The organism is Corynebacterium sp., assembly GCF_012838985.1.
Lineage (GTDB): Bacteria > Actinomycetota > Actinomycetes > Mycobacteriales > Mycobacteriaceae > Corynebacterium.
Genome location: NZ_DUOE01000081.1, coordinates 1 through 14,516 on the forward strand (window position 1 = coordinate 1; position 14,516 = coordinate 14,516).

Genomic DNA, 14,516 nt, shown 5'->3' on the forward strand with positions numbered 1-14,516 from the left:
CTGTGGATCCCCGGCCGCCTGCGTCTCCTGGCGTGGGTGATGCGTCTGGTCCCGCGTCCGGTCTGGCGGCGGATGCCCCGTTAGTTCCGTCCCGGGAGCAGCGGCGACTCGGCGTCGAAGATGAGGCCCAGCGGCGCCAGCACGCGCACGACCTGCTCGGCGATGCCCTCGCTGAGGCCCTCGATCTGGAGGATCCCGCCCCGGCACACCCGCACGGGGGCCTCGATGACGTCGAGCATCCGCGCGATGTGGGTGCTCATGTTGCCCTCCACCAGGCCGGCGCCGAGGGTGACCAGGCCCTCGGACTGGCCGAGCCAGCCGATCTCCCCCTCCGGGGCGCGCGTGATGCCCGGGGCGGCGGGGGCGGGGTGGAACCCGGGGACGTCGACAAGCAGGACACCGTGCAGCCGCACCCGGCCCTCGAGGGTGACGTGGATGCGGCCGTCGCCGTGGTCGTCGGCGAAGGTGGCGAGCGGTTCCCAGCCACCCGGCGGCACGGCGTGGTCGGCGGGGATGAGGTCGGAGAAGTCTGCGCTGACGGTCATGAGGGGTCATTCTAGTTAAGGTGGGACGCATGATCGGCAGGCGCTCACCCCGGATCCACCGGGCCGGTGTGCACACCACCACGGTGCGGGCCTGGGTGCCGTTGATGGGGGACGTGGGCAGGGGAGTGGTCCGCCGCCTCCTCGGGCGGGGAGCCTCCCCGGCCCGCCCCACCCGCGCGGACTGGGAGTCCGAGCCCAGTTTCTCCGACGCGACGTGGGTGATCGGCCGCCCGCCCGGCACGTTGCTGGCGTCCGCGCCGATGCGGCTCATGGGTGGTTCGGGGAGCAACCGGGCGAGCGCGTGGCGCCTCGAGTACGTCACCACCGACGCCCGCGGCCGCACCATCACCGCGACCGGCGCCTTCCTGCGTTCCCACAGTCCATGGCGCGGCGGCGTCCGCCCGGTCATCGCGTTCGCCCCCTCCACGCAGGGTGTGGCGCCGCACTGCGACCCCTCCTACTCCATGTCCGTCGGCATGAGCGTCTCCCTGCGCGGCCCCGTCGACGTCGTCGCCTCCTATGAGCTGCCCGCCGTCACCGCCCTGCTGGCCGCCGGCGCGCACGTCGTGCTCACCGACTACCCGCGCGACCCCGACTTCGGCTGGCAGCTCTACTGCGACCACCCCTCGGCTGGGCGCGCGCTCCTCGACGCCGTCCGCGCCGCCCGACACCTCCACCTCCCGGAGTCCGCCCCGGTGGGCTTCTGGGGTTTTTCGCAGGGCGGGGCGGCCGTCGGCAGGGCGCTGGAATGTCCCGGCTACGCCCCCGACGTCACCCCGGTCGCGGCGGTCATCGGGGCGCCGCCCTCACGTCTCGACGACGTCCTCGCCCACGTCGACGGCTCCCTCGTCACGGGGGTGCTCTCCTACGCGGTGGCCGGGCTGCTCGTCGTGTCCCCGGAGATCCGCGCCGAGATCCTCACCGCGCTCACGCCGGAAGGGCTCGACCACGTCGCCGCGGACCTGGCCACCTGCGCCGTCAGCTCGGTGTTCACCTCCGGGTGGCGCGGCACCCACCGCTGGACCCGTGCGGGAGTGCCCCTCGGGGAGCTTCTCGACGACCTCCCGCACGTCTCCGCCGAGTTCGACGCCCGCCGACTCGGCGGGGGAGCACCCTCGGTGCCGGTGCTGCTGTGGGGCTCGCGTCACGACGACGTCGTGCCCGTCGCCCAGGTCCGCGATCTCCGCGACGTCTGGCGCACCGCCGGGGCCGACGTCACCTGGTACGAGGACCGCAGCCTGCGGGTGCCCGGCCGCACCGGAGCCAACCACTTCGGGCCCTACTACCGCCACCTCACCCGCAACGTCGGGTGGTTGCTTGATCAACTACGTCGGTAGGGTGGCACATGTGCCGTTGATCTTCACTGTTCTCCCTGTCCTCCTCATCGAGGTACTCGTCCTCTGGGGCTTCGCCTCCTGGCTCGGCCTCGGATGGGCGCTGTTCCTCATGTTCGCCCTCATGGGTGTGGGCCTGCTGGCCGCACCCTTCGAGATGCGCCGGGTCGGTGCCCTGGCCGCCCAGCAGAAGGTGTCCGCCGGTCGCCTCGCCGGTGACTACGGGCTCCTCACCGCCGGGGGCATCCTGGCCGGTTCCCCCGGCATCGCCTCCTCGGTGGTCGGCCTGCTGCTCATCTTCCCGCCGACGCGGGCCGTGGTGCGCGGGATCCTGGCGAAGAAGCTCATGAAGTCGATCGAGGATCTCGGGGTCCGCAGCTTCGAGGCCACCCAGGCCGGGCGGCAGGGGACCAGCTACGGCAGCTTCACCGACCCCTTCGCGCCCCGGACCGGCCAGCCCGATCCGTCCGCCGGGCCCGCCGAGGTCATCGACGAGTCCGAGATCGAACAGTGGACGAAGAACATCCGCCCGGAGGACTTCAAGTGATCCTCCTGCTGCGGCTGCTGCTGGCCGCAGCGTCCGGTTTCCTCACGTACACCTCCAATGAGCCGCTCGGCTGGTGGCTGGCCGGCCTCGTCGGCATGGCAGGGCTCTATGCGGCGCTCATGCCGTGGAAGGGGGAGGGCCCCACGCTGCGGGCCGGGGCGCTGCTCGGCTTCACCCACGCGCTGGTGGTCTACCTGTTCATGCTGCCGTGGATCGGGGTGTTCGTGGGCAACCTGCCCTACATCGCCCTCGCGGTGTTCTGCGCCCTCTACGCCCTGGTGATGGGCCTCGGCGGTGTCGCCGTGGCCCGCTGGCGCTACGGTGCCCTGGCCTTCCCCTTCGTCTACCTGCTGGTGGAGTGGGCGCGCAGTTCCTTCCCCTTCGGCGGTTTCGCCTGGGTGCGTCTGGCCTGGGGTCAGATCAACGGCCCGCTGGCGAACCTCGCCGTGTGGGGTGGTCCGGCGCTGGTCAGCCTCGCCACGGCCGCGGTCGGCGCCGGCCTGGCCGTCCAGTTCGTCCGTCACCCGGGGGTGCGCATCACCGGTGCGCTCACCGTCCTGGTGGCGCTGCTGTCGGGCATGATCACCGGCTGGACCGTGGTCAACCGGGAGTCGGCGACCGTCGGTGAGGTCCGCGTGGCCGCCGTGCAGGGCAACGTGCCCCGCATGGGCCTGGACTTCAACGCCCAGCGCCGCGCCGTCCTGGCCAACCACGTGAAGGTCACCCGGGAGCTGGCGGGGGAGGAGCTCGACATGGTCATCTGGCCGGAGAACTCCTCCGACGTCAACCCCTTCGCCGACCCCGAGGCCGGAGCGCTGGTGAATCAGGCGGTCCGTGCCGTCGACACGCCCATCCTCGTGGGCACGATCACCCGTGACGAGGTCGGCGACCGCAACACCATGGTCGTCATGGACCCGGAGACCGGCCGTGGGGAGCAGCACGACAAGCACTTCCTCCAGCCCTTCGGCGAGTACATGCCGTGGCGCGACTTCTTCCGCCTGTTCAGCGAGTACGTCGACCAGGCCGGCGACTTCAAGCCCGGCCCACCGGAGTTCACGGTGCCGGTGCGCGACGTCGTCCTGGGCATCGCCACCTGCTACGAGGTGGCCTTCGACCCGGCGCTGCGCACCGCTGTCCGCGACGGCGCGCAGATCCTGTCCACGCCCACCAACAACGCCACCTTCGGCTTCACCGACATGACCTACCAGCAGCTGGCCATGAGCCGCATGCGGGCGATCGAGGTCGACCGGGCCGTCGTCGTCGCCGCCACCTCAGGTGTGTCGGCGATCGTCCACCCGGACGGTTCCGTCAGCCAGGAAACCGGGATCTTCGAGGCCGGTAAGCTCGTGGAGTCACTGCCGCTGCGTGATTCCCTCACCCCGGCGGCACGGTTCGGTGATCGCACCGAACTTGCCCTTATAATCCTCGGAGGCGTCCTGTTCGCCGCCGCTCTGGTGGGCATCCGCCGACAGACCACCCCCTAGAAGGAGACCTTCGTGACCAACCCCAGTGACGCGACCCTCGTGATCATCCCGACCTACAACGAGCTGGAGAACCTCCCGTTGATCGTCGGCAGGGTCCGCGCCGCCGCCCCGGAGGTCGACATCCTCGTCGTCGACGACAACAGCCCCGACGGTACCGGTGAGAAGGCGGATGAGCTGGCCGCCGCCCACCCCAACGTCCACGTCCTCCACCGCGAGGGCAAGGGTGGCCTGTGCGGCGCGTACGTCGCCGGCTTCCAGTGGGGCCTCGAGCGTGACTACACTGTCCTCTGCGAGATGGACGCCGACGGCTCCCACGCCCCGGAGCAGCTGCACCTGCTCCTCGACGAGATCGACGACGGCGCCGACCTCGTCATCGGCTCCCGCTACGTACCGGGCGGCAAGGTCGTGAACTGGCCGAAGAAGCGCTGGGTCCTGTCCAAGGGCGGCAACATCTACATCTCCCTCATGCTCGGCGCCGGTCTCACCGACATGACCGCCGGCTACCGCGCCTACCGCCGTGACGTCATCGAGTCCCTCGACCTCGACGAGCTCTCCAACGCCGGCTACATCTTCCAGGTCGACCTGGCCTGGCGTGCCGTGTCCGGCGGTTTCGACGTCCGCGAGGTCCCCATCACCTTCACCGAGCGTGAGATCGGCGAGTCCAAGCTGGACGGCAGCTTCGTCAAGTCCTCCCTCGCGGAGGTCACCCGCTGGGGCATCCGCCACCGCCTCGAGCAGCTGTGTGACATCACCAGCGTCACCCGCCGCATGTTCGGGCACGAGTACCGCCGCTGGCAGCGCCGCCGCCTGCGCTAGAGAAAAGAAGAACTCCCCTCCCGGGGTGGGAGGGGAGTGACGGCGGGGGATCAGCCCTGCTCAGCAGCTTCCTGGGCCTGCTGCTCCTTGAGCAGACGGGTGGCCGCGCGACGACGCTTACGCAGGAGCTCAATACGCTCCTCGAGCAGGACATCCAGCTCCTCGAGCGAACGACGCTCCAGGAGCATGTCCCAGTGGGTGCGCGGGGGCTTCACCGGCTTGGACTCGACGCCCTCACCCTCGACGAGGGTGCCCAGCTGGCCGTTCTTGCACATCCACTCCTCAGGGATCTCCGCATCATCAGCGAACGGGACCTCGTAGATCTCACCGTTCGCGGTGCGGTACTTCACCATCTGGCGCGGAGCAAGGTCGTGGTCGCGGTCAGTTTCGTAGCTGACGGCACCCATTCGACTGCCGCGGAGTACGCGATCTGCCATTGCGGCATCATCCTTTTCGTTTGTTCACTGGTAGACGTACAAGTATAACGGACGAGCCGCCCGTTTTGTTCCCGCCAAGACCTGCAGAGATCAGTTATGGTGGTCACGTGACGATATCCCCGACCAATCCCGCGGTGTCCTGCGCGTGGTGCGGCAAGGAGCTGGTCCTCACCGGCCGCGGCCGCCCCCGGAAGTACTGCAGCAGATCCTGTAAACAGCGGGCATATGAACAACGTCAGAGTGTCTCAGGTACCAGTATCCCGGCGGAAGCGGTTATCATTCATCCGGACCGTGCAGCCGCCCTGCGAGACTCGCTCTTCGAGCTGCGTTGCGCGGCTGAAGACGTCGCCACCGCATCAGCGGAAGGTGCCGAACCGGAGGAGATCCGCGTCCTGTGCTCCGAACTCGTGGCACTCGCACGGACGATCGAGAAGTTGAGGTAACTACGGGTATGACCACCCAGAACAAGTCCGCCAGCAAGGTCGTCATCGCGATCTTCGTGATTCTCATCGTGCTGCTCGCCCTCGTGGCGGTCGTGCCGATGCTGTTCGCACTGGCGATGGGCCCCGGCATCAAGACCGAGGGCCTGGATGCCCAGGGCGCGAAGCCCGCCACCACGGACGTCAACGGTGAGTGGCACGTGGCCCAGTACCGCGGCAAGAACACCACCTCGGTCGGCTTCACCTTCTACGAGCTCCTGCCGTCGGACCGCCGTTCCACCTCCGGCTCCACCCAGGCCGTCGAGGGCTGGGCCACCGTCGAGGCCGGCACCCTCAAGGCCGGTGAGATCGTCGTCGACATGGCGCAGATCTCCACCGACAACGAGCGCCGTGACATCAACGTCCGCAACAAGATCTTCCACACCAACGAGTACCCGACGGCCACCTTCTCCATCACCGAGCCCGCCGACCTCTCCGAGGTCCCCGGCAACGGCACCCCCGGAAAGGTGACCCTCACCGGTGAGATGGAGATCCGCGGCGAGACCCGCCCGCTGGTCCACGAGTTCGACGTCCTCCGCGACGGTGATCGCATCATCGTCGCCGGTGACGTCCTGGTCAACCGCAACGAGTACGGCGTGGAGTCCCCGGAGTTCGTCGCCGCCAAGATCGACGACACGGGCGAACTCAACATCCGTCTCGCGCTCGAGAAGTAGGGGACATGAACCCATCCCGCATGATCCCGGCGATCTGGATCCGCCTCATCGTGATGCTGGTGTTCGGCATCTTCGTCTCGTGGCAGGGTTACTGGTTCATCGGCATCCTGGCCGGCGTCCTGGTGCTGGTGTCCATCTGGCAGCTCTGGATGGCGTACCGGCAGCGTGACGGAAGATAGGGAACTTTCCATTTCTTTCGTCACAGTGACGAAATGAGCATGGGTCCGGGGTTGCGGGAAAAACGCGGCCACCGGGCCTTTTTGCCGTTTCCAGGTGTGCAGACATGTGGGAGCCAGCTTCTCGACGCCCGGGGCGCAGGCGTCAGTCCTCGGCACGCCGTGAGTGGATGGGCGCCGAGGCACGGCGGTGCGGCGGCACAGCAGGCAGCACGGGGCGGCACGGGCAGGTGGATGCGGGGACACGTCGGAGCCACAGGAGCCGGGAGCAGCGTATCCGGCTGAACCCGCAGGCATCCCCAATGCGCCGATAATGTACATTATGTCATTTCATGGGGAGATGTACCGCCCCACCGGACCTTGCCCCGACCTCGATGGAAGGTGCAACAATGGGTTCATGCTTCCGCCGCTGTTTGACTCGCACATGCACATCATCGACCCCCGTCACCCGCTGGTGCCGAATCGTGGATACATTCCACCGCCGTTCCACGTCGATGATTACCTGCAGCGTGTCCGGGGGCTCAACGTCATCGGCGGCGCGGTCGTCGCCGGATCCTTCCAGGCCTTCGACACGGGCCACCTGGTGGCGGCGCTGAAGAAGCTGGGCCCGGACTTCGTCGGCGTGGCCCAGGTGCCCGAGGACATCTCCGACTCGGAGATCCTGCGTCTCGACGCCCGCGGCATCCGCGCCGTGCGCTTCAACCTCGCCCGCGGTGGTTCCGTCGGCGCGGAGGCCCTCGACAGCCTGGCCCGGCACGTCCACGAGGTGGCTGAGTGGCACACGGAGCTCTACGTCGATGCGCGTCATCTCCCCGAGCTCCACGACACCCTGGCGGCTCTGCCGGCGGTGAGCATCGACCACCTGGGCATGAGCCGGGAGGGTCTCCCCCATCTGCTGCGCCTCGTGGAGGCCGGCGTCAAGGTGAAGGCCACGGGATTCGGAAGGCTGGACTTCCCGGCGGTCGAGGCGATCCGGGCGATCATGGACATTGACCCCACGGCGCTCATGGCCGGCACGGATCTGCCGTCCACCCGCGCCGAGACCCCCTTCCAGGACTCCGACCTGGAGCTGCTCCGGGACACCATCGGCCCCGAGCACGTCGAGGCCGTGTTCCACCGCAACGCCGAGGCCTTCTACCTGGACCCCGTGTCGGTCGAGGTCTAGTTCTCCGCGGGCATCTGGCCGGGCTCCTCCGGGAGCTCACGGCCGTAGTGGGTGCACAGCGCCGGGTGGTAGTCCTCCCACTGCAGGGTGTCCGGATCACCGCCCTCGAGGGCGACGATGAGGCGGTCGAGGTGGTACTCCCATGCGGGTCCGAGGTCGGCGGCGGCGTCCCCGCTGTCGTCGAGACGCAGGCGGAACTCCAGCTCGGTCTCGTCGCCTGCGGCGCTCAGGGTGGCGGACAGGGGCCGGTCCCCCATCGTGACGGCCAGGGCGTTGGGCGCCTCGCAGTGCTGAATCTGCACGTCACCCGGCTGATCCGGGGCCTCCCGGGTGGTGAGGGTGACGGTGCCTGTGGCGGGGTCCCCCTCGTAGGTGCCGTACCAGGTGCCGAGGAGTTCAGGGTCGGTGATCTGGTTCCAGACCGCGTCGATGACGAACGGAATGCGACGGGCGATGATCAGCTCGGGGCCGATGACGCCGGTGGACAGGTATCCGGTGGGTTCACGTGTGGTCATGTCCCCATGGTGCCAGCTCAGCGGCGTCCCTGCCGGTTGCGGTGGGTCAGGGTGAACTGGACGGTGTCCAGCATGCCCAGCCGGAACAGCGCCTCGCGGAGGGCGAACTGGTAGTCCCACAGGCGTCGGTAGGCGATGTCGAAACCGGCGGCCGCGGCCTCCCGGGTGTGGCCGCTGAACAGGGAGCGCTGCATCGCCAGGGACTGCTCGTGGTGGCTTCCCACGTGCGTCTGGGCGATGACCCGCAGGCCGGATTCGCGGTCGGCGAGGCGGTGGACGTCCTCGGTCGTGGGATAGTCCAGACCCGGCCACACGTAGGCACGCAGCACGCCGAGCGCCTGGCGGGCCACCGGGGACAACGCGTCCGTGGCGGTGACCGACTGCATGGTCGCGTAGCCGCCGATGGTGAGCAGCCGGTCCAGGGCCCGGATGTAGCGGATCCGGTTGCCCTCGCTGAGCATCTCGAGCTTCTCCACCGACACGATCGCGTCGTAGCTGCCGCGCCACTCGCGGGGGCCCGGCACCGGGGTGTCGATCACCGAGATGTGCACCGAGGGTTCCACGCCGGCGAGCAGGAGCTGCTCCCCCACGGTCCGCGCCTGCGCGGGGTCCGCGGTGAGCGTGTCGACGGTCGCCCGCCGGTGCGCCGCCTGGATCGCCACGGCGCCACCGGAGGTGGCGTACTCCAGGAGATGGGTGCCGGCGGTGACGCGGGCGGCGTCGAGAAGCATCATGACGGCGCGGGTCTGCGCGTCCCCCAGGTCCTCCCTGTCGACGGCCTCCGGCTCGGAGAATGTGGTCAGATCAACGAAGTGGGTGGCCGGGCCGCGGCCGTGGTTGGGGACGGCGGTGCGGACGGTCGTCGGCACACCGGACGCGAAGACACCCCCGAAGGCACTGAGCCCGTCGCCGGAACTGAGCCGCACCAGTTCCGGGGGCAGCTCACCGCCCCCGTAGGGGCGCGGCGGGAGCGGACGGCCCCCGAGCTGCGGCCGGTACCCGGTGGAGATGAGCGCCTCCAGCACGTCCACGAGACGCTCCGAACGCCACTCCCCCGCCATGAAGCTCTCCGCCAGGCCCAGCCAGCCGGACACCGCCAACCGGGGGAAGAGGGCGTCATGCTCGACGACGAGGTCGGGCTCGCCCTCCGGATCAAGATCCAGTCCGGCGGCCGCGCAGGCCCGCGCGAAACCGGCCTCCGCGACGCGTGCGCGCAGGTCAACGAGACGCCCGGTCGGGACAGTCGCCACGCCGGGCCACGCCTCCGCGTCGATCGCCGCCAGATGTGGATGCCTCACAGCGTCCGATCCTATCCCCCGGTCCCCCGGGAAACCGGGAGGCGCGACCGACACCGGCCCCGCCCGGGACTTTGTTCGCGCGGAGAACCATATACGATAGATCCCGTTGTTTCCCGCGAAGTAGATGAGGAACTCTTTTCATGACGAACACCCCTTTCCGTCCTGAGGGCGGCCGCCACCACGTGGTCATCATCGGCTCTGGTTTCGGCGGCCTTTTTGCGGCCCAGGAGCTGAAGAACGCAGACGTCGATGTCACCATCATCGACCGCACCAACCACCACCTCTTCCAGCCGCTGCTGTATCAGGTAGCCACCGGCATCCTGTCCTCCGGTGAGATCGCCCCGTCGACCCGCCAGGTGCTCAAGGGCCAGGAGAACGCCAACGTCGTCAAGGGCGAGGTGACCGACATCGACCTCGAGCGTCAGATCGTCACCACCTCCCTCGGCGCCTACACCCGTGAGTTCGAGTACGACTCCCTCATCGTCGCTGCCGGCGCATCCCAGTCCTACTTCGGCAACGACCACTTCGCAGAGTTCGCCCCGGGCATGAAGACCATCGACGACGCCCTCGAGATCCGCGCCCGCGTCATCGGCGCCTTCGAACGCGCCGAGCTCGCCAAGGACCCCGCCCAGCGTGAGCGCCTGCTCACCTTCGTCATCGTCGGCGCCGGCCCGACCGGTGTCGAGCTCGCCGGCCAGCTCGCCGAGCTGTCCCACCGCACCCTCGTCGGCGAGTACTCCAACTTCTCCACCTCCGCCGCCAAGATCCTGCTTCTCGACGGCGCCCCGCAGGTCCTCCCGCCCTTCGGCAAGCGCCTGGGCCGCACCGCCCAGCGCCAGCTGGAGAAGCTCGGCGTCACCGTCAAGCTCAACGCCATGGTCACCAACGTCGACGACAAGACCGTCACCTACAAGTCCATGGTCGACGGCTCCGAGACCACCATCGAGACCTTCACCAAGATCTGGTCCGCCGGTGTCGCCGCCTCCCCGCTGGGCCGCCTCGTCGCCGAGCAGGCCGGCGTCGAGATGGACCGCGCCGGCCGCGTCATGGTCAACGACGACCTCACCGTCGGTGAGCACCGCAACGTCTTCGTCGTCGGTGACATGTCCAACTACAAGAACCTCCCGGGCGTCGCCCAGGTCGCCATCCAGGGTGGCCAGTACGCCGCCGAGCAGATCGCCGACCAGATCTCCGGCCGCACCCCCGTCGACCAGCGCCCCGTGTTCGAGTACTTCGACAAGGGCTCCATGGCCATCGTCTCCCGCTTCAACGCACTGGTGAAGATGGGCAAGGTCGAGGTCACCGGCTTCATCGGCTGGCTCCTGTGGCTGGCCGTCCACGTGCTCTTCCTCGTGGGCTTCCGCAACCGCTTCGTCTCCATGATCAACTGGGGCGTCAACGCGCTGTCCCGCACCCGCTACAACCTGGCGACCACCCGCCAGCAGCTGCACTCGCGCACCGCACTGATGAAGCTGCAGGCCATCACCTCCGAGATCGAGGGCGACACCCCGATCGAGCTGCGTGACACCACCAAGTTCACCGGCAAGAAGGAGCTGCGCTAAGCAGCCCCACCGGACGAGACAAAACGAACACGATTCCGTGTTCGTTTTTTCTTTTCCCGCTGGCCGGAAAGGCCCCTCCGTCGACGGGTTATACTGGATGACGGCTGTTTCCATTACTCCACCACTCTCCGAGAGGTTGACACGTGACCACCGTTATCCCGCCTGTGACCCAGGCCTGGGAAGGATTTACAGAGGGAGCGTGGACCGACACCATCGACGTCCGCGACTTCATCCGGCGCAACTTCACCCCCTACACCGGCGACGCCGCCTTCCTGGCCGGCCCCACCGACAAGACCCTCCGCACCTGGCAGCACCTGGAGGACAACTACCTGTCCGTCGAGCGTGAGCGCCGCGTGTACGACGTCGACACCGAGACCCCCGCCGACATCGACACCTTCGGACCCGGCTACATCAGCGAGGACGACGACGTCATCGTCGGCCTGCAGACCGACACCCCGCTCAAGCGCGTGATGATGCCCTTCGGCGGCTGGCGCATGGTGGAGACCGCCCTCCGGGAGGCCGGCCGGGAACCGGACGAACGGGTCAAGGAGTTCTTCACCCGTTACCGCAAGACCCACAACGACGCGGTCTTCGACATCTACACCCCGCGCATCCGCGCGGCCCGCTCCTCCCACATCATCACCGGCCTGCCCGACGCCTACGGGCGTGGCCGCATCATCGGTGACTACCGACGGGTGGCGCTGTACGGCGTCGACAAGCTCATCGCCGACAAGGAGGCCGCGAAGCACGCCGTCCACGACGCCGGCTTCTCCGAGCACTGGGCCCGCTACCGCGAGGAACACGCCGAACAGATCAAGGCGCTGCGGAAACTGAAGGTCATGGCCGAGTCCTACGGCTTCGACATCTCCGGCCCCGCCACCACCGCCCAGGAAGCCGTGCAGTGGACCTACTTCGGCTACCTCGGCGCAGTGAAGTCCCAGGACGGCGCCGCCATGTCGATCGGCCGCCTGTCGAGCTTCCTCGACATCTACATCGAACGCGACCTCGCCGCCGGCACCCTCACCGAGGAGGGCGCCCAGGAACTCATCGACGCCCTGGTGATCAAGCTGCGCATCGTCCGTTTCCTGCGCACCATCGACTACGACCAGATCTTCTCCGGCGACCCCTACTGGGCCACCTGGTCCGACGCCGGCTTCATGGAGGACGGCCGCCCGCAGGTGACCAGGACGTCTTTCCGGCTCCTGCAGACCCTCCGCAACCTGGGTCCCGCCCCGGAACCGAACATCACCATCTTCTGGGACGACCAGCTGCCCGAGGGGTACAAGGAGTTCTGCGCGGCGATCTCCATCGAGACGTCCTCGCTGCAGTACGAGTCGGACAAGCAGATCCGCGACCGCTGGGGCGACGACGCCGCCATCGCCTGCTGTGTCTCCCCGATGAAGGTGGGCAAGCAGATGCAGTTCTTCGGCGCGCGCGTCAACGCCGCAAAGACCCTGCTCTACGCCATCAACGGCGGCCGCGACGAGATGAGCGGCAAGCAGATCGTCGAGGGCCACGAACCCGTCACCGGCGACGGCCCCCTCGACTTCGACGAGGTGTGGCAGAAGTACGAGGAGATGCTCGACTGGGTCATTGGCACCTACGTCGAGGCGCTCAACATCATCCACTGGTCGCACGACAAGTACGCCTACGAGGCCATCGAGATGGCCCTCCACGACTCGGACATCATCCGCACGATGGGCTGCGGCATCGCCGGCCTGTCGATCGTGGCGGACTCCCTCTCCGCGATCCGTCACGCCGAGGTGTACCCGGTGCGGGACGAGACCGGCCTCATCGTCGACTACCGCACCGAGGGCGAATTCCCCGTCTACGGCAACGACGACGACCGGGCCGACGACATCGCCGCGACGATCGTCCACACCGTCATGGCGAAGATCAAGGAGATCCCGCTCTACCGCGACGCGATCCCCACCCAGTCGGTGCTCACCATCACCTCGAACGTCGTGTACGGCAAGGCCACCGGCAACTTCCCGTGCGGCCACCGGGCGGGCACCCCCTTCGCGCCGGGTGCGAACCCGACGAACGGCGCCGACAATCACGGCATGCTGGCGTCGATGTTGTCCGTCGGCAAGCTCGACTACAACGACGCCCTCGACGGCATCTCACTGACCAACACCATCACCCCCTCCGGGCTCGGCCGCACCAAGGACGAGCAGGTTGAGAACCTCGTCGGCATCCTCGACGCCGGTTTCATCATGGACGAAAGCTAGGAGAACCCTGTGTCCACCAAGACCTTCGACGAGCGCATGGCCGACATGAAGGCCGCGCGCACCGCCAACAACATGGAGTCCGGTCTCTACCACGCCAACATCAACGTCCTCGACCCGTCGACCCTCGAGGACGCGATGCAGAACCCGGAGAACTACCCCAACCTGACGGTGCGGGTGTCCGGTTACGCCGTGAACTTCGTCAAGCTGACGAAGGAACAGCAGCAGGACGTCATCTCCCGCACCTTCCATCACGGTGCCTGAGGACGGCGTCACCGGCGTCATCCACCTCTCCCCCGAGGAGGGTGAGAGGGTCCGCGGGGTCGCCGCCGGCCTCGGCGGCACCGCCGAGGACCTCACCCGTCCGGAGCTTCTCGACGCCCGCCTCACCGGCGACGTCGCCCTCGTCCACTCGTGGGAGATGGTCACCGCCGTCGACGGCCCGGGCACCCGGATGACGCTCTTCCTCACCGGTTGTCCGCTGCGCTGCCAGTACTGCCACAACCCGGACACGATGGAGATGCGCACGGGCACCCTCGAACGCGTCGAGGACGTGGTCAAACGCATCAAGCGCTACCAGCGGATCTTCCGTGTCACACGCGGCGGTCTGACGATCTCGGGCGGGGAGCCGCTCTTCCAGCTGGCCTTCACCCGCCGGGTGCTGGCGGAGGTGCATGCGGCGGGGATCCACACCGCCATCGACACGTCCGGGTTCCTCGGGGCACGCCTGAGTGACGAGGACCTCGGGAACATCGACCTCGTGCTTCTCGACGTCAAATCCGGCGACGAGGCCACCTACCGTGAGGTCACCGGTCAGCCGCTGCAGCCGACGCTGGATTTCGGTGACCGACTCGCCGCCCTGGACAAGCCCGTGTGGGTGCGGTTCGTGCTGGTGCCGGGGCTGACGGACGACCCGGAGAACATCGCCCGGGTGGCCGACATCGTCGCCCGCTGGCCGAATGTGGAGCGGGTCGAGGTGCTGCCGTTCCACAACATGGGCGCCGACAAGTGGCGGGCCCTCGGCATGCGCTACAACCTGGAGAGCACGAAGCCGCCCACCTCCCGCTCACTGCGGGAGGCGCGGCAGATGTTCCGGGACCGCGGGATCCTCACGTACTGACCAGGGCCATGGCTGAGAGGTCGCGGATCGGGTGGATGTTCCGCCGGGACGGACCACCACCCGGCGGGTGATGCACCACCCCACCCGGTACCCGTTCCATCCGACCGTGCCTCGGCGGTTTATCCGGGTCATCGTC

General features: G+C 68.2%; 14 protein-coding genes and 3 pseudogenes. 13 read left to right on the forward strand and 4 right to left on the reverse strand.

Annotated elements, in window-relative coordinates; all coding sequences use genetic code 11:
- Positions 1-84: pseudogene (locus GXZ33_RS04790) on the forward strand (SDR family oxidoreductase); the annotation flags it as partial.
- Here GXZ33_RS04790 and GXZ33_RS04795 read toward each other — a convergent pair.
- Positions 81-545: a hypothetical protein gene (locus tag GXZ33_RS04795; protein ID WP_291339745.1), complete on the reverse strand. Its 465-nt coding sequence runs from the start codon at positions 543-545 to the stop codon at positions 81-83. The pseudogene GXZ33_RS04790 and the gene GXZ33_RS04795 sit on opposite strands and share 4 nt — an antisense overlap.
- A gap of 29 nt (positions 546-574) precedes the next feature.
- On the opposite strand from GXZ33_RS04795, the gene GXZ33_RS04800 reads away from it, so the two are divergent.
- From GXZ33_RS04800 to GXZ33_RS04815, 4 genes are read left to right on the forward strand one after another with little or no spacing between them, the layout of a single operon-like run.
- Positions 575-1,882: a lipase family protein gene (locus GXZ33_RS04800; protein WP_291339746.1), complete on the forward strand. Its 1,308-nt coding sequence runs from the start codon at positions 575-577 to the stop codon at positions 1,880-1,882.
- A 10-nt stretch (positions 1,883-1,892) separates the two neighbouring features.
- Positions 1,893-2,426 (forward strand): FxsA family protein, encoded by a 534-nt coding sequence (locus tag GXZ33_RS04805; protein ID WP_291339747.1) that lies wholly within the window; start codon positions 1,893-1,895, stop codon positions 2,424-2,426.
- On the forward strand, positions 2,423-3,910 hold the full coding sequence (gene lnt / locus GXZ33_RS04810) for an apolipoprotein N-acyltransferase (RefSeq protein ID WP_291339748.1): 1,488 nt from the start codon (positions 2,423-2,425) through the stop codon (positions 3,908-3,910). The genes GXZ33_RS04805 and lnt overlap by 4 nt, the downstream gene beginning before the upstream one ends.
- Positions 3,911-3,922: 12 nt before the next feature.
- Positions 3,923-4,726 (forward strand): polyprenol monophosphomannose synthase, encoded by an 804-nt coding sequence (locus GXZ33_RS04815; protein WP_291339749.1) that lies wholly within the window; start codon positions 3,923-3,925, stop codon positions 4,724-4,726.
- A 50-nt stretch (positions 4,727-4,776) separates the two neighbouring features.
- On the opposite strand, the gene GXZ33_RS04820 is transcribed toward GXZ33_RS04815, so the two are convergent.
- Complete coding sequence (locus tag GXZ33_RS04820) at positions 4,777-5,163, reverse strand: RNA polymerase-binding protein RbpA (protein ID WP_291339750.1); 387 nt, start codon at positions 5,161-5,163, stop codon at positions 4,777-4,779.
- Between the two features lie 113 nt (positions 5,164-5,276).
- Here GXZ33_RS04820 and GXZ33_RS04825 point away from each other — a divergent pair, with 113 nt between their 5' ends.
- The 4 genes from GXZ33_RS04825 to GXZ33_RS04840 all read left to right on the forward strand — a co-directional run bounded on the left by GXZ33_RS04825 (position 5,277) and on the right by GXZ33_RS04840 (position 7,657).
- The gene (locus tag GXZ33_RS04825) at positions 5,277-5,606 is read left to right on the forward strand and encodes a hypothetical protein (RefSeq protein WP_082028495.1); all 330 of its coding nucleotides are present in this window, start codon (positions 5,277-5,279) and stop codon (positions 5,604-5,606) included.
- Positions 5,607-5,614: 8 nt separating this feature from the next.
- Complete coding sequence (locus GXZ33_RS04830) at positions 5,615-6,316, forward strand: YceI family protein (RefSeq protein ID WP_291339751.1); 702 nt, start codon at positions 5,615-5,617, stop codon at positions 6,314-6,316.
- Between the two features lie 5 nt (positions 6,317-6,321).
- A complete protein-coding gene (locus GXZ33_RS04835; RefSeq protein WP_291339752.1) occupies positions 6,322-6,495 on the forward strand; it encodes a hypothetical protein in 174 nt (57 codons plus the stop codon).
- 394 nt (positions 6,496-6,889) lie between these two features.
- Positions 6,890-7,657: an amidohydrolase family protein gene (locus GXZ33_RS04840; protein ID WP_291339753.1), complete on the forward strand. Its 768-nt coding sequence runs from the start codon at positions 6,890-6,892 to the stop codon at positions 7,655-7,657.
- On the opposite strand, the gene GXZ33_RS04845 is transcribed toward GXZ33_RS04840, so the two are convergent.
- Positions 7,654-8,172: an SRPBCC domain-containing protein gene (locus GXZ33_RS04845; RefSeq protein WP_291339754.1), complete on the reverse strand. Its 519-nt coding sequence runs from the start codon at positions 8,170-8,172 to the stop codon at positions 7,654-7,656. The two genes, GXZ33_RS04840 and GXZ33_RS04845, sit on opposite strands and share 4 nt — an antisense overlap.
- A 17-nt stretch (positions 8,173-8,189) precedes the next feature.
- Positions 8,190-9,470 (reverse strand): class I SAM-dependent methyltransferase, encoded by a 1,281-nt coding sequence (locus GXZ33_RS04850; protein ID WP_291339755.1) that lies wholly within the window; start codon positions 9,468-9,470, stop codon positions 8,190-8,192.
- Between the two features lie 140 nt (positions 9,471-9,610).
- Here GXZ33_RS04850 and GXZ33_RS04855 point away from each other — a divergent pair, with 140 nt between their 5' ends.
- From GXZ33_RS04855 to pflA, 4 genes and pseudogenes are all read left to right on the forward strand, one after another.
- Complete coding sequence (locus tag GXZ33_RS04855; protein WP_291339756.1) at positions 9,611-11,032, forward strand: NAD(P)/FAD-dependent oxidoreductase; 1,422 nt, start codon at positions 9,611-9,613, stop codon at positions 11,030-11,032.
- 164 nt (positions 11,033-11,196) lie between these two features.
- Positions 11,197-12,993, forward strand: a pseudogene (locus tag GXZ33_RS04860) (pyruvate formate lyase family protein); the annotation flags it as partial.
- A 3-nt stretch (positions 12,994-12,996) separates the two neighbouring features.
- A pseudogene (grcA2, locus tag GXZ33_RS04865) lies at positions 12,997-13,524 on the forward strand (autonomous glycyl radical cofactor GrcA2).
- Entirely contained in the window at positions 13,517-14,380 is an 864-nt protein-coding gene (gene pflA, locus GXZ33_RS04870; protein WP_291339757.1) for a pyruvate formate-lyase-activating protein, read from the forward strand. Before grcA2 ends, pflA begins: the two are co-directional and overlap by 8 nt.
- Positions 14,381-14,516 lie beyond the last annotated feature (136 nt).

Excerpts from the sequence above, each read along its gene's own strand:
- GXZ33_RS04795 (WP_291339745.1), bottom strand. The coding sequence starts at position 545 with ATGACCGTCAGCGCAGACTTCTCCGACCTCATCCCCGCCGACCACGCC.
- GXZ33_RS04800 (WP_291339746.1), top strand. The coding sequence starts at position 575 with ATGATCGGCAGGCGCTCACCCCGGATCCACCGGGCCGGTGTGCACACC.
- GXZ33_RS04820 (WP_291339750.1), bottom strand. The coding sequence starts at position 5,163 with ATGGCAGATCGCGTACTCCGCGGCAGTCGAATGGGTGCCGTCAGCTAC.
- GXZ33_RS04830 (WP_291339751.1), top strand. The coding sequence starts at position 5,615 with ATGACCACCCAGAACAAGTCCGCCAGCAAGGTCGTCATCGCGATCTTC.
- GXZ33_RS04835 (WP_291339752.1), top strand. The coding sequence starts at position 6,322 with ATGAACCCATCCCGCATGATCCCGGCGATCTGGATCCGCCTCATCGTG.
- GXZ33_RS04840 (WP_291339753.1), top strand. The coding sequence starts at position 6,890 with ATGCTTCCGCCGCTGTTTGACTCGCACATGCACATCATCGACCCCCGT.
- GXZ33_RS04845 (WP_291339754.1), bottom strand. The coding sequence starts at position 8,172 with ATGACCACACGTGAACCCACCGGATACCTGTCCACCGGCGTCATCGGC.
- GXZ33_RS04855 (WP_291339756.1), top strand. The coding sequence starts at position 9,611 with ATGACGAACACCCCTTTCCGTCCTGAGGGCGGCCGCCACCACGTGGTC.